The following is a 24,183-nucleotide window of genomic DNA, read 5'->3' on the forward strand; positions in this document are numbered from 1 at the left end:
AATTCTGGGCAATAAAATGCCCGGGCGGATCGCGCCCGGGCATCGGGCACCACTAGGGTCGGGTTGCGACCCTGACAGCGCTAAGTACTCCCCACCCAGGGCCTGAGCCCAGGGAGGGTGTTGGCAGATTTAGATCTTGCCAACCAGGTCCAGGGAAGGAGCCAGAGTCTTCTCGCCTTCTTTCCACTTGGCTGGGCACACTTCGCCTGGGTGAGCAGCGGTGTACTGAGCAGCTTTCAGCTTGCGCAGGGTTTCCGATACGTCACGAGCGATTTCGTTGGAGTGGATTTCAACGGTCTTGATCACGCCTTCCGGGTTGATCAGGAAGGTGCCACGCAGGGCCAAGCCTTCTTCTTCGATGTGCACGCCGAAAGCGCGGGTCAGAGCGTGGGTTGGATCACCCACCAGCGGGAACTGAGCCTTACCTACAGCTGGCGAAGTTTCGTGCCAGACTTTGTGGGAGAAATGGGTGTCGGTGGTGACGATGTAAACTTCAGTGCCGGCATCGCGGAACGCAGCGTAGTTGTTGGCAGCGTCTTCGATCTCAGTCGGGCAGTTGAAGGTGAAGGCAGCTGGCATGAAGATCAGTACCGACCACTGGCCTTTCAGGGACTGCTCGGTAACTTCGATGAATTTGCCGTTGTGGAAAGCGTTAGCCTTGAACGGTTGAACTTGGGTGTTGATGAGATTCATCTCTGATTCCTTGTTGAGGGTTAGAAATTTACAGGGCGCATCTTAGCGCCTTGTGCAAAAAAAGCTTATTGATTGCCGCCATGATTCCGATTGATTAAGCCAATCGACCCTAGGCTTCACTCCAAGGTTGAGTCTATGACCAGCACCAGCTTGCCGTTGACCTGATTGCTCGCCAACGCAGCAAAGGCGGCCTCGGCATCTTTGAGCGCATAAGCCTGCTGAAGTTGCGGCTTAAGGCGCCCTTCGGCGAAAAGCGGCCAGACAAATTGCTGCAAATCGCGCAGCAGATCAGCCTTGAATTGCTCATCACGATTGCGCAGGGTCGAGCCGATCAACGCAATGCGCTTGCCCAATACCACCGCCAGATCGATCTCAGCCTTGCGTCCGCCGAGCAAGCCGATGTTTACCCAGCGGCCATCCACAGCCAGCAAATCCAGGTTAAGCGCGGCGTAGCTGCCGCCTACCGGGTCGAGAATCACATCGAACGGAGCAAAATCGCGCAGTGCCTGCAGTTGCTCTTCACCGCGCAGTACCCCGCCCTGAGCGCCCAGGCTTTCACAGTAGGTCAGCCGCTCAGCAGAGCCGACGCTGACCCAGCAAGGGCTGCCAAAGGCTTTACACAATTGAATGGCTGCCGAACCCACGCCACTGGCGCCGGCATGCAGTAGTACCTTCTGTCCTGGTTTCAACGCCGCTAACTGGAACAGATTGAGCCAGGCTGTGGCGTACACCTCCGGCAACGCTGCCGCTTCAGCCAGCGTCATGCCTTCGGGCACCGGCAAGGCGTGCCGTGCATCAACCACGACCTCTTCGGCCATACCGCCACCGCTTAACAGCGCGCACACCCTGTCGCCTACTTTCCAGTCGCAACCGGCACCCACTTCGCTGACGATACCGGCGCACTCCAGCCCAAGCACCTCGCTGGCGCCAGGCGGCGGCGGATAAAGCCCAGCCCGCTGCAACAAGTCGGCACGATTCAACCCGGCAGCCGCTACACGGATGCGAATTTCCCCTACATCACAGGCCGGCGCGGGGTGTTGCGCCCATTCCACACGGCCTTCAACGCCTTGCAATGCCTTCACGCTGCCTCCATAGTGCATTTGAACCGAGCCCGGCGCTGACCGCCGGGCTTTTGCATTGCGCCGATGGAACCTGGCGCCCTTAAAGACGGCCTAATATGCGTTATCAACTGCCCACACGTCGAATTAGCATGAAGCGATCCCTACTCAGCGTCACCCTCGCCTTTTCGTTTGCCCTGAGCGCTCTACCGCTCGCGGCGAAAACCACCAGTGACGACTCCTGGGAATACCTGCAGCCTGACCGCGAACAGGTTATCGCCAGCCTCAACGTCGTGGAGTTGTTGAAGCGCCATCACTACAACAAGCCACCACTGAATGACGAGCGCTCGGAAAAGATCTATCAGGGCTACCTGAAGATGCTCGACCCCTCGCGCAGCTACTTTATTGCTTCCGATATCGCCGAGTTCGATCAATGGCGCACGCGCTTTGACGACCTGTTGAAAAACGGCGACCTGCAGCCAGGCTTTGTCATCTACAAACGCCACTTGGAGCGTTTGCAGAGCCGCCTGCAGTTCACCCTGAATATGCTCGAAAACGGTGTCGACACGCTCGATTTCAACACCGACGAAACATTACTGATTGACCGCGAGAATGCCCCCTGGGTCAAAGATCTTGCCGAGCTCGATGACTTGTGGCGCAAGCGAGTTAAAGATGAAGTCCTACGACTGAAAATTGCCGGCAAAGAGCCCAAGGCGATCCAGGAGCTGCTGACCAAGCGTTATAACAACCAGCTCGCGCGCCTCAAGCAGACCCGCGGTGAAGACGTGTTCCAGGCTTATATCAATGCCTTTGCCATGTCCTACGACCCGCATACCACCTACCTGTCGCCGGACAACGCGGAAAACTTTGATATCAATATGAGCCTGTCGCTCGAAGGTATTGGCGCCGTGCTGCAAAGCGACAACGAACACGTCAAGGTTGTGCGCTTGGTACCGGCTGGCCCGGCAGAAAAGAGCAAGCAGATCGCACCCGCCGACAAAATTATCGGTGTAGCCCAGGGCAGCAAGGAAATGGTCGACGTGATCGGCTGGCGTCTGGATGAAGTGGTCAAGCTGATTCGTGGCCCGAAAGGCTCACAAGTGCGCCTGGAGGTGATCCCCGCGAGCAATGCGCCAAATGATCAAACCAGCAAGGTAGTCGCCATTACCCGTGAGGCTGTGAAGCTGGAAGAGCAAGCTGCGAAAAAGTCCATTCTCAACCTCAAGCACGATAACCGCGACTACAAGCTCGGGGTTATCGAGATACCGGCGTTCTACCTGGACTTCAAAGCCTTCCGTGCCGGCGACCCGAACTACAAAAGCACCACCCGTGACGTCAAACGCCTGCTCACCGAACTGGAGAAGGAAAAAGTCGACGGCGTGGTGATTGACCTGCGCAACAACGGCGGCGGCTCGCTGCAGGAAGCCACAGAACTGACTGGCCTGTTTATCGACCAGGGCCCGACCGTGCTGGTACGCAACAGCGATGGTCGCGTTGACGTACTGGCCGACGAAAATACCGGCATTTACTACAAAGGCCCCATGGCCGTGCTGGTCAATCGACTGTCGGCCTCGGCTTCAGAGATTTTCGCCGGCGCGATGCAGGACTATCACCGCGCACTGATTCTCGGCGGCCAGACCTTCGGCAAAGGCACCGTGCAAACCATCCAGCCGCTCAACCATGGCGAACTGAAGCTGACCCTGGCCAAGTTCTACCGCGTCTCCGGGCAGAGCACCCAACACCAGGGGGTGATTCCCGATATTCGCTACCCGGATATCATGGACACCAAGGAAATCGGAGAGAGCGCTCTGCCCGAGGCCCTGCCGTGGGACAGCATCAAGCCGGCGATCAAACCGGAGTTGGACCCAATCAAGCCGTTCCTCGCCGAACTACAAAGCCGTTTTGAAGGCCGTACCGCCCAGAACCCGGACTTCACCTTCGCCCGTGAACGCCTGCAACTGGCGCAGAAGCTGATGGAAGAAACCACCGTCAGCCTCAATGAAACCAAACGCCGCGCTCAGCAGGCCGATATCGAAGGCCAGCAGCTCGCCATCGAGAACAGCCGCCGCAAAGCAAAAGGCGAAAGCCTGCTGAACAAACTAAAGGAAGAAGACGAAGACGCCCTGCCGGTTGAAGATGAGAAAACCAAGCCGGAAGATGACGCCTACCTCGCCGAAAGCGGACGCATCCTGCTCGACTACTTGGGCTTGAATACGCGCCTGGCAAAACAGTAAAACAGCGAGCGTCATCAAAGGGTCATCAAACTGTCGTGAAATGCGTGGACTGGTAGCAATGCCAGTCCCCGTTTTTTTATGCACAGAGAGCCGCCATGATCGTCACCGAGCAGTTCAGCGCGTTGGACTCCATCCTCGCCAATGGCGACCTGCACAGCTTGTTTCAACCGATTTTTTCGCTCTCCGAACGACGCATTCTGGGCTACGAAGCCCTCAGCCGCGGCCCGTCCAACAGCGCCCTGCACTCGCCGATCAACCTGTTCGCTGTGGCGCGCAGCGCGGGCCGCCTGAGTGAACTGGAGTTGCTGTGCCGCAAGAATGCCTGCCAGCGATTCAGCCAGCTCAAGCTTGACGGCAAACTGTTCCTCAACGTCTCGCCCGACTCGCTGATGGAGCCCAAACACCAACCGGGACGCACCTTACAACTGTTGCAAACCCTGGGCATTCCGCCGAGCCAAGTGGTGATCGAACTGACCGAGCAATCGCCCACTGACGATTTCGCCCTGCTCGACACCGCACTGCACCACTACCGCGCCATGGGCTTTTCCATCGCCCTGGATGACCTTGGCGCCGGTTATTCCAGCCTGCGTTTGTGGTCGGAGCTGCGCCCGGACTACGTAAAGATTGATCGCCACTTTATCGACGGCATTCATCAGGATGCGGTCAAACGCGAGTTCGTCGGCTCGATCCTGAAAATGGCCAAAGCCTCCCGTGCCCAGGTCATCGCTGAAGGCATCGAACTGCCCGAGGAGCTGGCCGTACTCGCCGAAATGGGCGTCGACCTGCTGCAAGGTTATCTGCTCTGCCGCCCGCAGGAGCAGCCGCCGCGTGATGCCCTCAATCTATTGCCTAGCACCACCAGCAGCAGCCCACTCAGCGAAGAGTCCAGCGACCTGCGTGGCCTACTCAACACACAACAAGCCGTGGCCCTGAGCACACCGACCAGCGAGGTGCTGGAACTGTTTCGCGCCCAGGCCAACCTGAACTCGCTGGCAGTGCTCAACCCCGCGCAGCAACCCGTCGGCATCGTTCACCGTCACTCGCTGGCCGAGGCCTTGCTCAAACCCTTCGCCAACGAGTTGTTCGCCCGCAAACCGATCAGCCGCCTGATGAGTGATGACTACCTGGCGGTAGAATGCAGCCAGTCGCTGCAACAAGTCAGCCGCCTGCTCACCAGCCGCGCCCGCCAACGCATCGAAGAAGATTTCATCATCATTGAGGACGGCGGCTACATCGGGCTCGGCCGAGTAATCGATGTTCTTAAGCTGATCACCGAACTGAAAATCCAGCAGGCCCGTTATGCCAACCCACTGACCCTGCTACCAGGCAATGTGCCGATCCAGCAGTGCCTGACTCGTCTGCTGCAACAGTGTCGTGAAGTGGTGGTGTGCTATGTGGATATCGACAACTTCAAGCCGTTCAATGACATCTACGGCTATGCCAAAGGTGATGAGGTGTTGCTGAGCCTGGCGCAGTGCCTGAATGACAGAGTTGATCCGTCGCGGGACTTTGTCGGCCACATCGGCGGTGATGATTTTCTCTTGGTACTCGGCTCGCAGGACTGGCGCGCACGGCTCAATCGCCTACCGGAGGATTTCCAGAGCCAGTGCCGACGTTTCTACCGTGAAGAAGACCTGCATGCAGGCTGCTTTATCGCCCATGACCGCAGTGGCAAACGCCAGGAATATGCCCTGCTGTCTTTGTCTCTGGGTGTCGTTCACGTCCACCCCGAGCAGTGTGCGCAATTGGATGCGAGCCAGCTGGCGGCAATGGCCTCAGAGGCCAAGCGTCATGCCAAGGCCGTGCCGGGCTATAGCCTGCATATCATCGACACCCAGGCGGATTCGGCAGCCTGATGGCAGTACCTGGAGGCAAGATCAGAGGCCGCTCAGGCGATTGGATAACGCCGCGAAATGCTCGGCTTGCACGGCATCAGCGTCAACACCTGCCGCACCACTGCGGTACAACTCAGCCAAGCGATAGGCCGCAGCTGGGTGCCCCGCCTGCGCAGCCAGCGTCCACCATTCAACAGCCTTGGCGGCATCTGCTGCCTGCTGAGCATCACCCGACAGACTCAACACACCTAGCTGGTAAGCGGCCTTGGCATCGCCAGCCGTGGCCGCCAAACTGAGTAACCGTCGACCCTCGTTGCGAGCGCCCAGGCCTTGGCCACGAAACAGCAGGATATGCCCATAGAAACTTTGCGCCTGGGTATCGCCCAACGCAGCCATGCGCGCAAACTGCCCTTCCATCCAACGCCAGGCCTGCGGCTGCTTAACCAACCCGCTCCAGTGGAACAGGCGGCGCGCAATCAGATAGCCGATACGGGCTCGCAGTGCGCCGAACATCAGGCCTCTTCCGGGTAGCTGAACTCGAACACACGCGCCACTTCAGCAGCATGCCAGGAGGCAGCAGCTATGCCATCGGATGCACCACTGAAGCGGCCCAGACGGCTTACACACTCGAAGAAGCCAGTACGCGGCAAGCGGCTGGCTCCCTGACTGATCACCAGTGCACTGCGCAACGGGCGCTCGGCTCGCGCATCCAGTGCCGCCAGATGCTCCAGCGCGGCGGCTAACGTCTGCATTGCAGGGCTAGGCAAGGCCAAGCGCTCGATCAAGGCACGGTAGGTAAGCAGGTGACGTTGACGCTGGGCATCTTCAAGCTCACCGAGCAACGCCTGCCAGTGTTGCCGACTGATGCTTACGCTCAAGACTGTGCCTCCCAACCATCGACACCAAGATGCCAGGCCAGCGCACGCTGGATGGCTGCGTCGGGCTGGCGTTCGCCGCTCTCGATCATGCCCAGGTAATGCGGGCTGATGCCGACATTGCGTGCCAGCTGCTCAGCACTCATACCTTTAGCCTCACGTAAGGCTGCCAGCTGATCCAACGTCGGCTTGTTGCTATCGGCTACCACAGCAGCTGCCTTAGGCACCTGTCCAGCAGCCTGCAGCAAAGCCTGATACTGCGCCCAGGGCAGCACTGCATATTCAGGCTGACCATCGCGCTCGATCACTTGCACATTCATCTGTAAATCTCCATGCAGAGCACTTCCATCACTCTCGGCAACTCCAGAACAGGCGGCCATCTTAACAGCCCGGCACGATAAAGAGCGTGATCTATACTGCCACCAGGTTATCAAGCGGTAGCTGGGGGCTGGTTTGCGCACACTGATAACAATACTGTTGATTAGCTGCGGTGGCTGGGCCTGCGCAGATGAGCTGCGCTGGGGTTTCGCTACGGCTGATGGCATGCCCTATGTCGATGTCCACGAGCAGCAATTACGTGGTGGCTTCATCTACCAGCTGGGCCAATTGGCCAGTCAGCAGCTGGGCTTCGACGCAGCATTTGTTGAAACGCCAAATAAACGCATTGATGAATTTATGCAGCGCGGGCGTATCCATGTGATCTGCAACAGCAACCCGCAATGGATAGACAAACCGGAGCGCTATCACTGGTCAGCCCCACTCTACAGCGAAGAGGACGTGCTGCTATTGCACAGTCAGCATGCGCCAATCAGCAACCTGCACGAACTCCACGGCAAGACCGTAGGCACTCAACTGGGTTACGTCTACAGCGAAGAACTGATGGAGGCGTTCGCCAAGCAGCAGATCATCCGCCAAGATCTGCGTGACCACAGTGCCGGGCTTAACCTGCTGCACAAACAGCGCCTAGACGCGATCATCGACATGCGCCGGCCACTGCGCTTCCAGCTGGCCAAACGCGCTGATACACCGCTACGGATAAACCCCTGGGTAATCGAACGCTACAACATGCACTGCACGTACAGCCCTCAATTGCCGGTCAGCGCCGAGTTACTGGACAGAACACTGCAAGAGTTGCGCGACAAGGGCCTGATCGAACAGATGCTCAACAAAATATAAGCCTTCGCCCCGCTACTCCACACGTCCCTGCACTGGTTTCAGCGACTCATCCAGCTCTGGTAGCCGCTCAACAACCCGCAGCACTTCAGGTGCCTGGGCCGTTCGCCACTGCTGAAACGCCGCCAGCTCCGCCTGCCAAGTACGCAACACCCAGGCCAGCACTGCCAAATCATCAACCAGGCCGATGCCAAACAGCCAGTCGGGCATAGCATCAAGCGGCGTCACGAAGTACACCAAAGCCGCGACTACGGCCATTAAGGCACGCGAGTCGATGGCCCGATACTCACCGCGCCACCAAGCCAGGCAAAGCGCCTGCAGCAATTTCAGCTGATCGACCAACTCCGCAAAGCCGCTGCCAAGTTTTTCACGCTTTCGGGCGACGGATAATAGCAATGCCGGTAACCGTCCAAGCTTGAGGAAACGCTTGGCTAAAAACTGGTAACGCGCGAAATTCTTCGGTGCTTTCATCGCTTTCTCCCGGCAACCCGCGCACGGGCTGGGCTGGCCATGGTTATCCACTAAAGCTGTGGATAACCTTGTGAACAGTTTCTCGATAACCCTGGCAAACGCCCAGCTCATGCGGCCTCGCCATAGATCGAACATTTTTTGCCCACACAGTAAAAAATCATATAAATCAATAAGTTAAAAATGGCAAAGGGTTTCTATAAGAAAGTTACCCTAATCCGTCACGGCTAATTTTAGAAATGTGCATAACCGTAACACCACCCCCATTTCACACACCCACTGAGACACTCCAGTCAAGCGAAAAGTGCCGAAAGCAGCCTGCAAAAACGACAACGCCCCGTCGAGACGGGGCGTTGTCAGGAAACGCTGAAAATTACTCTTGAGCGGCGGCGTCTTTGATCGCAATCAGCTCCAGATCAAACACCAGCACCGAGTTGGCTGGAATGGCCGGAGTCGGGCTCTGCTCGCCGTATGCCAGCTCGCTTGGGATGTACAGCTTGTACTTCTCGCCAACATGCATCAGCTGCAGGCCTTCAACCCAACCTGGGATCACGCCGTTAACCGGCAGATCAATCGGGCTGCCACGCTCAACCGAGCTGTCGAACACGCTGCCATCGGTCAGCTTGCCTTCGTAGTGAACAGTCACCACGTCAGTGGCTTTAGGCTGAGCGCCGTCGGCCTTCTTCACAACTTCGTACTGCAGGCCGGAAGCGGTGGTGGTCACGCCTTCACGCTTGGCGTTGTCTTCCAGGAACTTCTTGCCGGCTTTGGCCGACTCTTCATTCAGAGTAACCATGCGCTCTTCGGCACGTTTTTGCAGGAAGGCAAAGGCCTCGATCAGCTCTTCGTCTTTTAGACGCTGTTCTTTCTTGCCAATGGCGTCTTCGATGCCTTGAGCAACGGCGTTGGAATCCAGGTCATCCATGCCTTCCTGAGCCAGGCTTTTGCCCATGTTCAGGCCGATACCGTAGGACGCTTTCTGTGCTGGGGTTTCCAGGGTGATTTCACTGGTTTGCGAATCGCAACCTGCGAGAACCAAACCTACCAGGGCGACCGCCGCTGCTAAACGATGCTGTTTCATGCTTGTTCCTTGTCCGGTGCGCCCTAGGGCAAATGGTGTGAAAGCGCGAGCTTAGCAGGCTGCCGCGATCACTGGCTACCGTGTTAGGAGACAGAAAATGCGTATAAGTTCAGATGTTTAGCTGATTATTCAGAAAGGATTTTGCGAGGTATTGCGATATGTCACAGAGGGGATGAAGCGAGGATAAAATGGCGCAGCGGACGGGACTCGAACCCGCGACCCCCGGCGTGACAGGCCGGTATTCTAACCGACTGAACTACCGCTGCGCGTAACTTCAAAAGGCGAGTTGGTGGGTGATGACGGGATCGAACCGCCGACCCTCTGCTTGTAAGGCAGATGCTCTCCCAGCTGAGCTAATCACCCTTCACTCTCGAAGTGGGGCGCATTCTAGAGAGCGATCCGCACCTTGGCAAGCACTGTTTTGAAAATTTTTTATTGATGCAGCAAAGGCTTAGCGCAGACTTGGCCTCAAGCACCACTCGGGGGAATAATGCGCCCCGAATGCAACGCACAGGTTGCCCAACGGGTCATAGCGCTGCGGCCAACCTGAAACAGCACCCGCATAGGGTACTGACGACTTGTGATACCTGCCGCTGCCGGCAGGTCCGTTAATGGAGATACACCCTCTTATGTGGTTTCGTAACCTGCTGGTCTATCGCCTCACCCAGGACATCCCGTTTGATGCCGAGGCGCTCGAAACGGCGCTGTTAGCTAAACCGGCCCGCTCCTGCGCCAGTCAGGAGCTCAGCACCTACGGTTTTATCGCCCCCTTCGGTAAAGGCGGCGATGCGCCGCTGGTGCACGTCAGCGGTGATTTCCTGCTGATCGCCGCACGCAAGGAAGAACGCATCCTGCCGGGCAGCGTGGTGCGCGATGCGCTGAAGGACAAAGTCGACGAGATCGAAGCCGAGCAGATGCGCAAGGTTTACAAGAAGGAGCGCGATCAGCTCAAGGATGAAATCGTGCAGACCTTCCTGCCGCGCGCCTTTATCCGTAAATCCGCCACCTTCGCCGCTATCGCCCCCAAGCAGGGCCTGATCCTGGTTGACTCGGCCAGCGCCAAGCGCGCCGAAGACCTGCTGTCGACCCTGCGCGAAGCCATCGGCTCGCTGCCAGTGCGTCCACTGACCGTGAAGATCGCGCCAAGTGCCACCCTCACCGATTGGGTCAAGGTTCAGCAGGCCGCTCCAGACTTCCACGTGCTGGATGAGTGCGAACTGCGCGACACCCATGAAGATGGCGGCGTGGTGCGCTGCAAGCGCCAGGACCTGACCAGCGATGAAATTCAGCTGCACATGAGTTCGGGCAAGCAGGTCACTCAACTGTCACTGGCCTGGCAGGACAAGCTGTCCTTTGTGCTCGACGACAAGCTGGTGGTCAAGCGCCTGCGCTTCGAAGACCTGCTGCAGGATCAAGCCGAACAGGACGGTGGCGACGACGACCTCGGCCAGCAGGACGCCAGCTTCACCCTGATGATGCTGACCCTGGTGGACTTCCTCCCGGCGCTGTTCGAAGCCCTTGGCGGCGAAGAGATTCCGCAGGGGATTTAAACCATTGTAAGGCCGCAGAGAAACAGACCACTGGTCCTCTGCGGCTTGCCCTACCCCTGCCAATGTGCAAAATACTGCACAGCGTGAGGACGACCTCACCACTCTGCGAGTGATCACCACGGGACGGCCCCTCTATCTGTTTTGGAGGTTTGTATGTCCTGGTTCATTCTGCTGTTGGCCGGCCTGTTCGAAGTAGGCTGGGCTGTTGGCCTGAAATACACCGACGGCTTTACCCGCCCTCTCCCCACTCTCCTGACTGTTGCGGCGATCATCGTCAGCCTGGCATTGCTTGGCCTGGCCATGAAGGAATTGCCCCTGGGCACCGCCTATGCAATCTGGACCGGTGTCGGTGCCGTGGGCACGGTGATTGCCGGCATCATGCTGTTTGGCGAGGCCGTGACGCTGCTGCGTATCGCCAGCGTGGCGCTGATCGTCTGTGGCCTGATCGGGCTAAAACTCAGCCACTAAGCCGCCAAAGCTGCACAAAAAAGCCCGCCAAATTGGCGGGCTTTTTCATCTCTGTGGTTTAACGCCGCTCACCGCGCAACTCCGCCACCTGGGCCTGCAGCAACTCGCGCTTGACCAGTTCGGGCGTAACCGGCAAACCGGCCACCAGGGTGATGCGCGACCACAGGCGCTTGAACAAGCCCTTATGCGGATCACGACTGAAAAAGCTACCCCACAAGCCCTGCAACGCCATGGGAATCACCGGCACCGGGTTGGCTTCGACGATGCGCTCGATACCATTTTTGAACTCATTCAGCTCACCATCGGTGGTCAACTTGCCTTCCGGGAAGATGCACACCACTTCGCCATTGCGCAGGTATTCGGCGATTTTCTTGAAAGCAGCGTCGTAGATCAGCAGGTCTTCGTTGCGCCCAGCAATAGGCACAGTGCCGGCGGTGCGGAAGATAAAGTTGAGCACCGGCAGGTTGTAGATCTTGTAGTACATGACAAAGCGCACCGGCCGGCGCACTGCACCGCCGATCAGCAGCGCATCGACAAACGACACGTGGTTGCACACCAGCACTGCCGCCCCCTCATCGGGAATCGCCTCCAGCCCCTTGTGCTCAACCCGATACATCGAGTGACTGAGCAGCCAGATCATAAAGCGCATGGTGAATTCGGGGACGATCTTAAAGATGTAGCTGTTGACCGCGATGTTCATCAGCGAAATGGTCAGGAACAGCTGCGGAATCGACAGCTCAGCAACGCTGAGAAACAGGATCGAGACAATCGCCGAGATCACCATAAACAGCGCATTGAGGATGTTGTTGGCGGCAATCACCCGCGCCCGCTCATGCTCCACCGTGCGCGACTGGATCAGCGCATACAGCGGCACGATATAAAAGCCGCCGAATAGACCGATACCGAGAATCGAGCCGAGAATCCACCAGGCCTGGCCAATGCTCAGCACCGCGAGCCAGTCATGCGCCACTGCTGCTTCGGGGAAGCCGCCGGAAAACCACCAGAGCAGAATGCCGAACAGGGTCAGGCCGATCGAGCCGAACGGCACCAGGCCAATTTCCACCTTGTGCCCGCTCATGCGCTCGCAGAGCATCGAGCCCAGCGCGATCCCGACCGAGAACACGGTGAGAATCAGCGTGACCACGCTTTCATCGCCGTACAGCCACTCTTTGGCATAGGCCGGAATTTGCGTCAGGTATACCGCGCCGAGAAACCAGAACCACGAGTTACCGACCATCGAACGCGACACGGCCGGGCGCTGACCCAGACCAAGCTTCATCGTCGCCCAGGACTGACGCAGGATGTTCCAGTCCAGTTTGAGCTGCGGCATGGCCGCCGAGGCGGCAGGAATACCCCGGCTGGCCAGATAGCCGAGTATCGCCACCAGCACCACAGCCACTGCAACGATATGTGCATAAGCACTGCTGGCCATGATGATGCCGGCGCCAATGGTGCCGGCGAGAATGGCCAGGAAAGTACCCATCTCCACTAAGGCGTTGCCACCCACCAGCTCCTGCTCTTCAAGGTGCTGCGGCAGGATCGAATACTTAACCGGGCCGAACAGCGCCGACTGGGTGCCCATGGCAAACAGCACGGCAAGCATCAGCGGCAGATTGCCGATGACCACGCCAACAGCCCCCAACAACATGATGATAATTTCGGCGAACTTGATCTTGCGGATCAGCGAGTCCTTGGCGAATTTCTCACCAAACTGCCCACCCAGAGCCGAGAACAGAAAGAACGGCAGAATAAACAGCAAGGCACAGAGATTGACCAGCAGATCCTTGTCAGCGCTTGAGCTGATTTTGAACAAGATGGCGAGAATCAGTGACTGCTTGAAGATATTGTCGTTGAAGGCCCCCAGCAACTGGGTCAGGAAAAACGGCAAAAAGCGCTTTTTACCCAGCAATGCGAATTGAGAGTGTTCGGTCATCGTCCGTGTACCTGTCTAGAGTGGCCAGTGTTAGGCATTTGACTGCAAGAGCCCCCGACAAAGCCACAGCGAAACATGCCTTTTGCTGCATTTTCTACAAATCCAGGCGGCAAATAACCCTGCTTACAGGGGTAACTGACCCAACAACCAACGCACCATAAAAAACACCAGCAGACCACCGCCGATGGTAGCCAGCAGATGCCGGGTCAATGCAGCGATGGCAATAGTCGCCAGCCCGGCCAACAGGTAGGCATTATCCAGGCTGAACGCCCACTGCTGGCCATCGGGGATCAGCATGCCCGGCAGGACAATGGCACTCAGCACGGCAGTCGGCACGTAATGCAGCCCCTGCCGCACCAGCGGCGGGAAACGCAAATCGGGAAAGGCAAACAGGCTGTAGCGAATTGCAAAGGTGATCAGCGCCATGCCGAGAATCAGCAGCCAGGTATCCATCACGCGCCCTCCCCGGCAGTCACCGACGGTTTGCGACGCTCAAGCCATACACCGACCGCAATGCCACTGAGCGCAGCGGCCATCAGCCCCAGCTTGTAAGGCCAGGCATGGCACAGCAGCGCCACCGCACCGGCTACCAGAGCGGCAGCAATCTGCGGTTGATTGCGCAGCGCTGGCACCACAATGCCGATAAAGGTCGCCAGCATGGCGAAGTCCAGGCCCCAGCCCGCCAGGTTCGGCACACTCTGACCAAACAACGCCCCTACCAGCGAGCTGGACACCCAGGACAGGTACAACGCCAGTGCCACGCCGGCGTGATACCACTGGCCGTGCTCGGTCATGCCGCGCGCCAGATAACGGCGCTGCACCACGGCGAAGGTTTCATCAGTCAGGCCGAACGCCAGCGGCACCCGCCAGCGCTGCGACAGCTTGCCGACATAAGGCTGCAATGCGGCGCTATAGAGCACATGGCGTAGATTGACCACCAGCGTGGTGAGCAGAATCACCACCATGCCGCTGCCCAGTGTCAGCAGGCTGATGGCAATGAATTGCGCGGAACCGGCATACACCAGCAGGGACATACCCAGCGCCTGCCCCAGGCTCAGCCCAGCCAGGCTGGCCAATGCGCCATAGACCAGACCAAACGGCAGAATGCCGACAATCATCGGGATGCTGTCGCGACACCCGTAGAGAAACTGCTGCAAACGGCTCATGCACCCTCCTTTGCTGCATAGCCTGGCGCATCCCGATCGCGGCGTCTTGAACAATCTTGCGCTGCAATAACGCCGCAGGCTGACCTGCCGCAATACAGCCTAACCCCCACTGGCTAGACTGCCAGCATTACCCGCCCAGGATCTGCTCATGCCGGAAGCCCTCGACACCTTGCTGAACTTCGCCAGCGCCCTGGCCGCCGGCCTGCTGATTGGTGCCGAGCGTGGCTGGCAGGGGCGTAATACCGAGGACACCCAGCTGGTAGCGGGGATTCGTACCTTCGCCCTGAGCAGCCTGCTCGGCGCCTTTGCCATGCTGCTGGGCGAACACTTCGGCGTGGTGGCCTGGGCGGTGATCTTTACCGGTTTCGCCCTGCTGGTAGTGGCTTCCTACTTTGGCGAACTGCAACGCCTGGGCGACTTGGGCCTGACCAGCGAAGTAGCGCTGCTGATCACTTTTCTGCTCGGCAGCCTGGCCATGGCCGGCTATGCTGGATTAGCGGCGGCCGGCGCAGTCGCGGTGGCACTGCTGCTGAGCCTCAAGCAATCCCTGCACGGCGCCCTGCAAAGGCTCAGCGAGGCGGAAGTTTCCGGCGCACTGAAGCTGCTGTTTATCTCCCTGGTGTTGCTGCCAGCGCTGCCCAATCAGGGTTACGGCCCGTGGCAAGCCTTCAACCCCTACGCCATCTGGTGGATGGTGGTGCTAATCGCCAGTATCGGCTTTGCCGCCTATGTGGCGATTCGCCTGGTAGGTACGCGTCATGGACTGCTGATCACCGCGCTGCTCGGCGGCGTGGTGTCGTCCACGGCGATGACCGTGACCCTGGCGCGCCTGGCTCAGGGCCGCAATCTGCAAGCAATCCTCGCCTGTGGCCTGCTCGCCACCTCGGCTCTGATGTTTCCACGCGTGCTGCTGGAAGTCGGCTTGGTCAACGCCAGCTTGCTGCCACAGCTGGTCTGGCCGCTGGGCATCGCCACTCTGGTATACGCGTGCGGCGCGCTGCTGTACTACCGCCGCGCCGGAACGGAGAGTGAAGAACAGGCTGAGCCGCCGCTGAAAAACCCCTTCGAGCTGGGCCCGGCGCTGCGCTTTGCTGCGTTGCTGGCGCTGATTCTATTGATGGTCGAAGGCGCGCAGCACTGGCTTGGCGATATCGGCGTCTACCTGGTGGCACTGCTCTCGGGGCTAGCCGATGTGGATGCCATCACCCTGTCACTGGCGCGCAGCGCCAAGGGCGAATTGCATGCTCAGGTAGCGGTGCAGGGAATCTTTCTCGCAGCGCTAAGCAACAGCCTAGTCAAAGGCTTTCTGGTCGCCTTGATCGGTGGCCGCAAGCTGGCGCTGATGACCCTGCCGGTGATGGGTGTCGGTCTGCTGGCCGGCGCGGCGGCATTACTGCTGCTTGCATAGCAGCCCCTGCAATACGGCAATACCCCCCCTAACCAAGGGCTGGATTTACTTTGCCAAGCGGCTCATCTGCCCGCGTACAACCCGCGCATAGCCCTATTGCAGAGGGGTTCCAGCCTCCCCAGTAACACCGTAACAGGCCCTGCTATTAGCCCAAAAGTTGGCTAGGCAGATTCCACCCGAGCGTCCAACACTAGCCGAGACATCGAATGATGTAACGGTCAGCCATGACAATCCGGAGACGCCGCATGCCCATTGCCCTCGCCTTTATCACCCAGCGCCACTCACTAACGCTCGCTCTGCATCGGACGGTCGTATGAACGCGCCAGCAGTGCTGCCATATAAAGAGCTGCAGGCCGAACAGCTTTGGATTCAGGGCGATGGTGTGCAGCTGGCGGCCTACCGCTGGGGCAACCCGAACGGCCCGACTCTGCTGCTGGTGCACGGCTACCCGGACAACCACGAAATCTGGCTACCCCTGGTGCGCGAGCTGGCCGGCAACTACCAGATCATCGCCTACGACGTGCGCGGCTTTGGCGCATCGGATATTCCACGCAAGCGCCTGGACTATCACCTAGAGAAACTGGCGAATGATCTGGAGGCGGTGATCAAGGCCCTCAGCCCCGATCAGCCGGTGCATCTGGTGGCCCATGACTGGGGCTCGATTCAGGCCTGGGAGGCAGTCACCGAGCCACGCATTCAACCATTACTGGCCTCCTACACCAGCATCTCCGGGCCTTGCCTGGACCATGTCGGCCACTGGATGCGCGACAAGCTCAAACAGAAGACGCCGCGCTCGCTGCTGCAGGTGCTCGGCCAGTTGCTCAGCTCCTGGTATATCGCGATGTTCCACACCCCACTGCTGCCCGAGCTGACCTGGCGCCTGGGCCTGGACCGCGCCTGGCCCCAGCTGCTGCACAAAGTCGAAGGGCTGCGCAATGTGCCAATCAGCAGCAGTCAACGCTCGGACGGTGTGCACGGGGTCAAACTGTACCGCGCCAACTTTATCCGCAGCCTGTTCACCCCGCGCCTGCGTCATACGCAGGTGCCGGTGCAGCTGATTGTGCCGACCTGCGACCGCTTTGTGCGGCCGCAACTGTTTGATCAGTTGCAGCACTGGGCACCCAGGCTGCAGCGACGCGAGGTCAATGCCAGCCACTGGCAACTGTTGGTGGAGCCGCAGCAATTGGCCGTATGGCTGCGTGAGTTCACCGCACACCATCCTGCGACTGCGAAGCAAGAGCGGCTAAACGCGTAAACCGCACATATGACGGGAATCCTCAGCCCCATTTATCAGTTCGGCACAGCGGGCAGGTTCGGCTCTTGCAGGGGCAACAGAGGTGCTACTCGCTGGCTTCATCCAGCACCATCACTCCGGCCGCCTGTTCGAGCAGTTCAACAGGCAGGCTTTTGCTGGCGCGGGCGCCGAGCAGCTTGAGGTTTTCCACCCGACTGATGATATTGCCGCGTCCCTCGCAGAGCTTGTTGCGAGCGCCGGCATAGGCTTTATCCAGTTGCTGCAGGCGCGCGCCCATTTCATCCAGATCCTGAATAAAGGCGACGAACTTGTCGTACAGCGCGCCGGCGCGCTCGGCAATTTCGCGGGCGTTCTGGCTTTGCCGCTCCTGCCGCCACAAGCTGTCGATCACCCGCAAAGTGGCCAGCAGCGTGGTCGGGCTGACGATCACGATGTGTTGATCGAAGGCCTCCTGAAACAGACCCGGATCAGCCTGTAATGCTGCGGCGAAGGCGGCTTCGATCGGCACGAAGAGCAAGACGAAATCCAGGCTGTGCAGGCCTTCCAGGCGCTGGTAGTCCTTGAGCGACAAGCCTTTCAAATGGCTGCGCAGCGACAGCACATGCTGTTTGAGCGACAGCTGTCGGCTGGCGTCGTCTTCAGCGGCAATATATTGCTGGTACGCAGTGAGGCTGACCTTGGCGTCCACCACCACCTGCTTGTCGCCGGGCAACTGAATCAGCACATCCGGCTGAAAGCGCTCGCCATCGGCGCTCTTTAGGCTGACCTGGGTCTGGTACTCGCGGCCTTTTTCCAGACCAGCGTGTTCCAGCACGCGCTCCAGCACCAGTTCGCCCCAATTGCCCTGGGTTTTCTGCCCTTTGAGGGCGCGGGTCAGGTTGGTCGCCTCATCGCCCAAACGCTGGTTGAGCTGTTGCAAACGCTCCAGCTCTTTACCCAAGGAAAAGCGCTCGCGGGCTTCCTGCTGATAGCTTTCTTCCACACGCTTTTCAAAAGACTGGATGCGCTCCTTGAGCGGATCGAGCAACTGGCCGAGCTGCTGCTGACTGGTTTCGGCAAAACGCTGCTCGCGCTCATCGAAGATCTTCCCGGCCAGCTCGGCAAATTGCGCGCGCAGCTCATCGCGCGAGCCTTGCAGGTCGCTCAGGCGCTGTTGATGGCTGTCCTGCTGTTCTTTAAGTTCGGCGCTAAGGGCAGCACGCTGGGCATCCAGACGGCGGATTTCAGCTTCCTGCTGTTCGCGCTGATTGCTCCAAGCCTGAGCGGCTTCGCGGGCGACCTGCCGCTCCTGCTGGAGCAAGTCGGCTTCACGACGCAGCGCCGCCAGTTCGGCCTGCTGATCGGCCTTGATCTCGCTGATCTCGGCGACTTCCTCGCGGCAATCTTCCAGCTGCGCCGTCAGGCCGGTCTGAGCCAGCTGCGCATTATTCAGACGCTCTTGTAGCAGGCTGAATTCCAGCTGCTGACTGGCCAGGCGGCGTTGCAGCGACCAAGCGATATATAGAAGAGGAACTGCTGCGGCGGCAAAACCGAGCAGCGCAGGTGCCAGTGCGGTGGAGAGATCGATGGGCATAAGCAGCTCCGCAGAAAAGTACTGGCAGTATAACCAGTACTCTAGGCTGCGTCAGAGCTGTTTAAGCAGTTGCTGCGCCTCTGGCGAACCCTGTCCCGCTGCTAGCTCCAGCCAATGACGGGCCTGTTGCGGTTCATTGTTGCGCGGCTGGCTATACAGCTGGCCGAGTTCCAGCTGGGCGCCCATATCGCCGGCGCGGGCGGCCTGGCGCAGCAGCTCAAAACCCATGCGCCGATCACGCGGGTTGCCGCAATCACGGCACAGCATTTGCCCCAGCCGACTCTGCGCCTGCACCACACCCTGCAAAGCAGGCTGCTTGAGCAGATGACCAGCAAAGCGTTTGACGCTAGGGGCATGACCGAGGCGAGGACTGTCCAGTAGCCAGAGCGCAACACGGGTGGGCAGGCGAGGAACCGAGGTTGAAGCGATAGGTAGTCGAGTGATTGCGCGAGGCATAAAAAGCAGCGGTAGCCGGGAAGGCGCGCAACTCTACTCCTTTTTTCAGCCAGGTAAAGTCTTGCAAAAAGGCGCTGACTGGCGGTCTAGAGCAAGCGCTCGGGTTAATCCACAGAAGCTGTGGATAACTTCGTGGATAACATGGGAGCAAGCGGCCTCAGCGCCTATGGCGTGGGGCCCAAGGTCAAACTGGTGATTTTTTCACCAGCGTAAAAAATCCATATATTTCATTGACTTATAAAATCAATAAAAAGAATCAAGGGTTTACGTCAAGCACTGCATCTTGCTTGACAAGGCGCATCGCAATTGTGCACAAGTTGCTGCGTCACACCGTCGCACTGCCCTTTTTCAGGGCAAAACGCCCTGAAAAAGCCGCCCTGTCTAGGCCGGACGCGGCAGGCGTCCCTCCACTTGATAGGCGTCGAGACGAAAGACTCTGGGAGTATCCGGAACCTGGGCATTCTTGAATGCCACATAGTCGCCGGTGGTTTCGCATAACCAGCTCAACAAATTACGCGGGCGCTTCTCCACCAACGCAGCGGGCACAAACAGCGCCACGTTATTGCCTTGCAGCGGACAGCGCGCCGACCGGTATTCAAACGCCTCAACACCTGATCCGCGCATCGCCGCGCCTAGTGCCTGGCAAGGTTGATAAGCACTGGCGTGACTCAGCTCAGCCTGGAAGTCCGTAAACGGCGGATGCTGCAACTGAATACCGCGCTCAACCTGATAGCGCGCCTCGAAGGTGCAATGCTCGGAAAGGATGCGCCCACTCGGCGGCGCGATGCTCATACCATCCCAGAGCAGAAAACGGTAATACGCGGCCTCGGCCATGGCGGTGTCGATACGCAGCGCGCCATAGAACAGGCTCGGCTCATGCACCGAACCAAAGCGCGAGCCCCAGCGCAGCGGCGGATAACGGAATGGGGTTTTCAGCAGGTAATGCAGCGGCTCGGCGCTCTGCGGCAGCGGCGGTTTGCTGGTTTCCAGCAGTTCTTCGAGCAGCGCCTGTTCGGCAAGGGTATCGACCAGTTGCAGCGTGGCGACCTGGGCCTGGCTCTCAACCAAGCGCACCAGGCGCCCGCGCAAGGGTTTGATCTGCTGCGGGCCTTGGCAGCGTTGCCAGATATCCATGGTGGCGTTGTCCTTAACTTTTATTATTGTTGGGTACTGCGCGCTCTAGCCTTTGCCACGAATCGCATCGAGATACTCCACCACCCGCACCAACCCCTGTACCTGCATCATCAGGGATAAGGGCGGTGCATCCAGATGACGGTTATCGGTGCGCAGAAAATGCTGCATATCCGCCAGGTTGCCGCCAAACAGGGCAAACAGTGAGCGGTATACACGCACCAGCAACAAGGCCAGCTCACCGGTCTTACTGTGCACGCGCAGGCCACCCTCAGCCCAGCGCGAGATGGCCGTACGGTGTACGCCAATAATGTCCGCCAGCTCCTGCTGGGTCAGCCCCAACTGTTCACGGGTATTGAGCAGCGCTTTGGCCAGCACCGCATCAGCGTCGGCAACCGGTCGAATCAATGCGCTCATCACGGCCTCCTACTTTCATAATGTCTGTTTACAGCAAAACTACCACTAAATGCTGTAATTACACAGAAGAGAATAACCTGTTATTGGCAGCCTGTCAGACATGGGTTAACGTCCTGCCACGCAACTCCCCACTATGGATCAGTGCTTATGCCCAGCCGGCGCACCTGGCTGCGACTTATCAGTTGCCTGCTTTTACTGCTCATATTGCTTGGCGTTTACGGCTACCTGAGTCTGAGCCGCCTGCTCGAACGCGAGCAGATCGAAAACCTTGAATGGCGCGGTCTCGGCCTCTCCACCGAGGGCATTCAGCTTGACCAGCTCAGCCTGCAGCACCCTAACGGCGCAGTGCAGCTGCAACAGCTGCGATTGCATTGGAGCGGCTTTAGCCTGGCTCTGCCCTTCTGGCAGCAGGTGCACATCACCAGCCTGCAACTGAATCTGCCCTCTCAAGCCGAGCCTGCAGCTGACGACAGCACGGATTTTCAGGTGCCGCTTGAACAGCTCACAGCCGTTATCAGCCTCTTGCCGCAACGCGTTCAGATTGATGCGCTGCAGATCGAGCTGCCCTGCGCCGACACGCGCTGCCAGCTGCTCGGCGATCTGCTGCTACGCAAAGACATCTCGCAGGTTGATGCGCAACTCAACCTGCAACATCAGCAAAACCAACTGAGTTGGCATGCGCAACTACAGGGTGACGCCATAACTGCAGCGCTGCAGCTAAGCCTGACGATCAATCAGCAAGCGCAACTGCAGCTCAGCAGCAGCCTGCAACAGAACGCTGCCGGGCAACTCTGGCAAGGTGATTTCAATGGCGATCTGCAGCAAAGCGCGGTGCTGCAAAGCTGGCTAAGCCAATGGCTGCCCAACGCCGCGGGCACACTGCCTGAGGCTCCGACGGCAGCGCAGCTGAAGGCAAGCTGGCAACTGCAGCTTGCCCCTGGCCCACTCAACTTGGCGCAACTGCAGCAGGCCAGCGGCCAGTTGCAAGCCAGCGCCAACCTGCCAGAGCCCTGGCCCATTCCCGCTATCGGTCAATTGCAGGGCAGCTTCGATGTGTCCGCCCAGGCCCTGGATGGGCAGTGGCTGACCGATAGCCTGAACGCCGACCTCAACCTCACGCAGATAGCCAATAACCTTATCAGTGGCGTACCGGCAGAGCTGCATCCCGAAGCGCTGCAGCTGACGATCCAGGCCAACGAAACGCCCGACAACCTTGCTCCACAACTGGTTGAGCGCGCCCTGCCCCTGCAACTTCAGCTGAGTGGACAAGGCCGCAGCCAATTTGCACTGCAGGGTACGCTAGCACTGGCCAATGGCTTGCCCTGGGGCTTGCAACTGCTGGACGGCAGCCTTAGCGCATCCACCCCGGCATTTCAGCTGGAGGGCTGGAAGATCGGCGCGCTGCAGACGCAGTTGCAACTCGACGCTTTTCTGGATGCACAGCAGCTGGATCTCGCTCTCGGTAAAGGCTCACAGCTCAACCTGCAGCATCTGCGCAGTGCGGATTTGAAGGCGCAACAACTCAAAGCCAGCAGCAGTGAGCTGCAACTGCAGGCAAAACTGGCGGCAGGCGCACTGCTCGACTGGCAACTAAAAGGCCCGCTCGACCTCAGTGCGCAGCTGCAACATAGCCAATTGCAGACCCAGCGCTGGTACTGGCAAGGCCCTGTGACTGCCAACCCACTGCAGGCGGAGCTAGACGGCACACTGCACAACGATGCCGGCCTGCAACTCAAGCTGCAGGCACAACACAGCAGCGCCAAGGGCCTGAGCCTGCAAGCACAACTGGCGGAACTGTTTCTGCGCAGCGGCAACCCCATAAAAGGCAGCTTCACGGCATGGCCAGCCCTGCTGGAGCTGAATAACGGTCGCCTGAATGCCAATGCCAGCCTGACCCTCGCCAGCGATCAACAGCTGCCCACGGTCAAACTCGAACTTACCGGCAAGGGCCTGGGCGGGATTTATGACCGCACCGCGCTGGAGGGCCTGGACAGCCACATCAATGTGCGAATCGACCCCAAACAGCTGCAGCTTGAGTTGAGCGAGCTGCGCCTGGCCCAGGCCAACCCCGGCATACCGCTGGGGCCGCTGCAGCTCAGCGGCCGCTACAGCGCCGCGCTGCAAACACCGAACCAAGGCCAGCTACAGCTGCGCCAGGCCGAAGCAGCGCTGATGGGCGGTAAGCTGCAACTGGCACCCGGACAATGGAGCCTGGCCGCCGAATCGCTGCTGTTCCCTGTGCAGGTGCAGGGCCTGGAACTTGAGCAGCTGTTTATCCTCTATCCCACAGAAGGCCTGGCCGGCAAAGGCACCCTGGATGGCGAATTGCCGCTGCAGATCAGCAGCCAGGGCGTGACCATCGAACAAGGCCAGCTGGCAGCCCGGGCACCCGGCGGGCAGTTGCAGTTTCACTCTGAGCGTATACGCGCCCTGGGCCGCAGCAACCCAGCGATGCAGCTGGTGACCCAATCGCTGGAGGATTTTCGCTTTACGACTCTGAGCAGCCAGGTCAACTACGATCAGCAAGGCAAGTTGGCGCTGGCCATGCGCCTGGAGGGGCAGAACCCGGACATCGAACAAGGCCGACCGATCCACTTCAATATCAACCTGGAAGAAGACATTCCGACCCTGCTGGCCAGCCTGCAACTGACCGATAAGGTCAGCGACATCATCAAGCAGCGTGTGCAACAGCGTATGCTGGAACGCAATGCCAAAACGGCCCCGACACAGCCATGACCAAGGAGAAGCGCCATGCGCTTGCGTAGTTGTTTCGCCGTCCTGCTACTAGGGCTGCTCAGTACGGCCTGCACCCCGACCGTACAGCTGGCGATGCCCAATGAGCCGATCAACATCAACCTGAATGTGAAGATCGAGCACGAAATCTATATCAAGGTGGATAAAGCCCTGGACAGCATGTTCAGCGAATCCAGCGGATTGTTCTAAGGAGCCCAAACATGAATATCTATAAGCGCCTTGCCAGCCTGTTACTGCTGCTCAGCCTGAGCCTGCCGGCCGTAGCCCTGAACCTCAACGAAGCTATGTCGGCCCTGAGCGACGCCAAAGCCAGCGGCCAGTTGGGCGAAATGCCCAATGGCTATCTGGGCGTGGTCAGTAACGGTGGCCAGGCCGCCGAAATCGCCCAGTTGATCAACCAAGCGCGGCGCGCTGAATACCAGAAGCTGGCAGCGCAGAACGGCATCCAGCTCAGTGATGTGGAAGCGATTGCCGGGCAGAAAGCCATCGACAAAACGCCGACCGGACAATACATCCAGCTTGAAGGTAAGTGGCAGCGCAAATAGCTTGCCGCAAGAACCAACAAGGAGCGCATTGCGCTCCTTGTTGGTTTTACCTAGAGCCTACTTACGATCTCGCGAGCTAGAGTCCTGCAAGGCAAAAAGAGGCGAGGAAG

24 protein-coding genes and 2 tRNA genes are annotated in these 24,183 nt (G+C 59.0%); 10 read left to right on the forward strand and 16 right to left on the reverse strand.

Annotated features, from left to right (window positions below; all coding sequences use genetic code 11):
• Positions 1-129: 129 nt before the first annotated feature.
• Together ahpC and ALTER154_RS12385 are read right to left on the reverse strand one after the other, a co-directional pair.
• Positions 130-693, reverse strand: coding sequence for an alkyl hydroperoxide reductase subunit C (ahpC, locus tag ALTER154_RS12380; RefSeq protein WP_090252986.1), 564 nt, complete (start codon positions 691-693; stop codon positions 130-132).
• A gap of 116 nt (positions 694-809) precedes the next feature.
• A complete protein-coding gene (locus ALTER154_RS12385) occupies positions 810-1,775 on the reverse strand; it encodes an NAD(P)H-quinone oxidoreductase (protein WP_160087450.1) in 966 nt (321 codons plus the stop codon).
• A gap of 128 nt (positions 1,776-1,903) precedes the next feature.
• Here ALTER154_RS12385 and ALTER154_RS12390 point away from each other — a divergent pair, with 128 nt between their 5' ends.
• Complete coding sequence (locus ALTER154_RS12390) at positions 1,904-3,985, forward strand: carboxy terminal-processing peptidase (RefSeq protein ID WP_160087452.1); 2,082 nt, start codon at positions 1,904-1,906, stop codon at positions 3,983-3,985.
• 95 nt (positions 3,986-4,080) lie between these two features.
• Entirely contained in the window at positions 4,081-5,841 is a 1,761-nt protein-coding gene (locus tag ALTER154_RS12395) for a bifunctional diguanylate cyclase/phosphodiesterase (RefSeq protein WP_160087454.1), read from the forward strand.
• A 21-nt stretch (positions 5,842-5,862) separates the two neighbouring features.
• Here the strand turns inward: ALTER154_RS12395 and ALTER154_RS12400 are convergent, their stop codons facing one another.
• The 3 genes from ALTER154_RS12400 to ALTER154_RS12410 are packed head-to-tail and all read right to left on the reverse strand — an operon-like array spanning position 5,863 to position 7,015.
• Entirely contained in the window at positions 5,863-6,333 is a 471-nt protein-coding gene (locus ALTER154_RS12400; RefSeq protein ID WP_160087456.1) for an SEL1-like repeat protein, read from the reverse strand.
• Positions 6,333-6,698: a hypothetical protein gene (locus ALTER154_RS12405; RefSeq protein WP_090252971.1), complete on the reverse strand. Its 366-nt coding sequence runs from the start codon at positions 6,696-6,698 to the stop codon at positions 6,333-6,335. Before ALTER154_RS12405 ends, ALTER154_RS12400 begins: the two co-directional genes overlap by 1 nt.
• The gene (locus ALTER154_RS12410) at positions 6,695-7,015 is read right to left on the reverse strand and encodes a helix-turn-helix transcriptional regulator (RefSeq protein WP_090252968.1); all 321 of its coding nucleotides are present in this window, start codon (positions 7,013-7,015) and stop codon (positions 6,695-6,697) included. The genes ALTER154_RS12405 and ALTER154_RS12410 overlap by 4 nt, the downstream gene beginning before the upstream one ends.
• A gap of 223 nt (positions 7,016-7,238) precedes the next feature.
• Here ALTER154_RS12410 and ALTER154_RS12415 point away from each other — a divergent pair, with 223 nt between their 5' ends.
• Complete coding sequence (locus ALTER154_RS12415; protein WP_160087458.1) at positions 7,239-7,871, forward strand: ABC transporter substrate-binding protein; 633 nt, start codon at positions 7,239-7,241, stop codon at positions 7,869-7,871.
• A gap of 12 nt (positions 7,872-7,883) precedes the next feature.
• Here ALTER154_RS12415 and ALTER154_RS12420 read toward each other — a convergent pair whose 3' ends face one another.
• From ALTER154_RS12420 to ALTER154_RS12435, 4 genes are all read right to left on the reverse strand, one after another.
• A complete protein-coding gene (locus tag ALTER154_RS12420; protein WP_160087460.1) occupies positions 7,884-8,339 on the reverse strand; it encodes a YkvA family protein in 456 nt (151 codons plus the stop codon).
• Positions 8,340-8,709: 370 nt separating this feature from the next.
• Positions 8,710-9,417, reverse strand: a complete 708-nt coding sequence (locus ALTER154_RS12425) for an FKBP-type peptidyl-prolyl cis-trans isomerase (RefSeq protein ID WP_090252963.1) — start codon at positions 9,415-9,417, stop codon at positions 8,710-8,712.
• 189 nt (positions 9,418-9,606) lie between these two features.
• Positions 9,607-9,683, reverse strand: a tRNA-Asp gene (locus ALTER154_RS12430).
• A 21-nt stretch (positions 9,684-9,704) separates the two neighbouring features.
• A tRNA-Val gene (locus ALTER154_RS12435) sits at positions 9,705-9,780 on the reverse strand.
• A gap of 266 nt (positions 9,781-10,046) precedes the next feature.
• Here ALTER154_RS12435 and rdgC point away from each other — a divergent pair.
• Both rdgC and sugE read left to right on the forward strand, forming a co-directional pair.
• A complete protein-coding gene (rdgC, locus tag ALTER154_RS12440; RefSeq protein ID WP_160087462.1) occupies positions 10,047-10,967 on the forward strand; it encodes a recombination-associated protein RdgC in 921 nt (306 codons plus the stop codon).
• Positions 10,968-11,120: 153 nt separating this feature from the next.
• Positions 11,121-11,435 carry a quaternary ammonium compound efflux SMR transporter SugE gene (sugE, locus tag ALTER154_RS12445; protein WP_090387039.1) on the forward strand — a complete coding sequence of 105 codons (315 nt, stop codon included), beginning with the start codon at positions 11,121-11,123 and terminating at the stop codon, positions 11,433-11,435.
• 58 nt (positions 11,436-11,493) lie between these two features.
• Here sugE and ALTER154_RS12450 read toward each other — a convergent pair whose 3' ends face one another.
• The 3 genes from ALTER154_RS12450 to ALTER154_RS12460 form a co-directional block, all read right to left on the reverse strand.
• A complete protein-coding gene (locus ALTER154_RS12450) occupies positions 11,494-13,368 on the reverse strand; it encodes an MFS transporter (RefSeq protein WP_160087464.1) in 1,875 nt (624 codons plus the stop codon).
• Positions 13,369-13,491: 123 nt separating this feature from the next.
• Positions 13,492-13,821 (reverse strand): AzlD domain-containing protein, encoded by a 330-nt coding sequence (locus ALTER154_RS12455; protein WP_160087466.1) that lies wholly within the window; start codon positions 13,819-13,821, stop codon positions 13,492-13,494.
• Entirely contained in the window at positions 13,821-14,534 is a 714-nt protein-coding gene (locus ALTER154_RS12460; protein WP_160087468.1) for an AzlC family ABC transporter permease, read from the reverse strand. The genes ALTER154_RS12455 and ALTER154_RS12460 overlap by 1 nt, the downstream gene beginning before the upstream one ends.
• A 148-nt stretch (positions 14,535-14,682) precedes the next feature.
• Between ALTER154_RS12460 and ALTER154_RS12465 the strand changes: the two genes are divergently transcribed.
• Together ALTER154_RS12465 and ALTER154_RS12470 are read left to right on the forward strand one after the other, a co-directional pair.
• Complete coding sequence (locus ALTER154_RS12465) at positions 14,683-15,942, forward strand: MgtC/SapB family protein (protein ID WP_160087470.1); 1,260 nt, start codon at positions 14,683-14,685, stop codon at positions 15,940-15,942.
• A 313-nt stretch (positions 15,943-16,255) separates the two neighbouring features.
• Positions 16,256-17,197 carry an alpha/beta fold hydrolase gene (locus tag ALTER154_RS12470; protein ID WP_160087472.1) on the forward strand — a complete coding sequence of 314 codons (942 nt, stop codon included), beginning with the start codon at positions 16,256-16,258 and terminating at the stop codon, positions 17,195-17,197.
• A gap of 85 nt (positions 17,198-17,282) precedes the next feature.
• Here the strand turns inward: ALTER154_RS12470 and rmuC are convergent, their stop codons facing one another.
• The 4 genes from rmuC to ALTER154_RS12490 all read right to left on the reverse strand — a co-directional run bounded on the left by rmuC (position 17,283) and on the right by ALTER154_RS12490 (position 20,774).
• Positions 17,283-18,644: a DNA recombination protein RmuC gene (gene rmuC, locus ALTER154_RS12475; protein WP_178126365.1), complete on the reverse strand. Its 1,362-nt coding sequence runs from the start codon at positions 18,642-18,644 to the stop codon at positions 17,283-17,285.
• A 177-nt stretch (positions 18,645-18,821) separates the two neighbouring features.
• The gene (locus tag ALTER154_RS12480) at positions 18,822-19,226 is read right to left on the reverse strand and encodes a tetratricopeptide repeat protein (RefSeq protein WP_160087476.1); all 405 of its coding nucleotides are present in this window, start codon (positions 19,224-19,226) and stop codon (positions 18,822-18,824) included.
• Between the two features lie 381 nt (positions 19,227-19,607).
• Positions 19,608-20,360: an RES family NAD+ phosphorylase gene (locus tag ALTER154_RS12485; protein ID WP_160087478.1), complete on the reverse strand. Its 753-nt coding sequence runs from the start codon at positions 20,358-20,360 to the stop codon at positions 19,608-19,610.
• Positions 20,361-20,405: 45 nt separating this feature from the next.
• Positions 20,406-20,774, reverse strand: a complete 369-nt coding sequence (locus ALTER154_RS12490) for an antitoxin Xre/MbcA/ParS toxin-binding domain-containing protein (RefSeq protein WP_160087480.1) — start codon at positions 20,772-20,774, stop codon at positions 20,406-20,408.
• Positions 20,775-20,921: 147 nt separating this feature from the next.
• On the opposite strand from ALTER154_RS12490, the gene ALTER154_RS12495 reads away from it, so the two are divergent.
• From ALTER154_RS12495 to ALTER154_RS12505, 3 genes are read left to right on the forward strand one after another with little or no spacing between them, the layout of a single operon-like run.
• Positions 20,922-23,510, forward strand: coding sequence for a YdbH domain-containing protein (locus ALTER154_RS12495; protein WP_160087482.1), 2,589 nt, complete (start codon positions 20,922-20,924; stop codon positions 23,508-23,510).
• A gap of 15 nt (positions 23,511-23,525) precedes the next feature.
• Positions 23,526-23,717: a YnbE family lipoprotein gene (locus tag ALTER154_RS12500; RefSeq protein WP_090252927.1), complete on the forward strand. Its 192-nt coding sequence runs from the start codon at positions 23,526-23,528 to the stop codon at positions 23,715-23,717.
• A gap of 11 nt (positions 23,718-23,728) precedes the next feature.
• Positions 23,729-24,073, forward strand: a complete 345-nt coding sequence (locus ALTER154_RS12505; protein ID WP_160087484.1) for a YdbL family protein — start codon at positions 23,729-23,731, stop codon at positions 24,071-24,073.
• Positions 24,074-24,183: the final 110 nt, after the last annotated feature.

Origin of the sequence: Pseudomonas sp. 9AZ (assembly GCF_902506525.1) — a bacterium.
Taxonomy (GTDB): Bacteria; Pseudomonadota; Gammaproteobacteria; order Pseudomonadales; family Pseudomonadaceae; genus Aquipseudomonas; species Aquipseudomonas peli.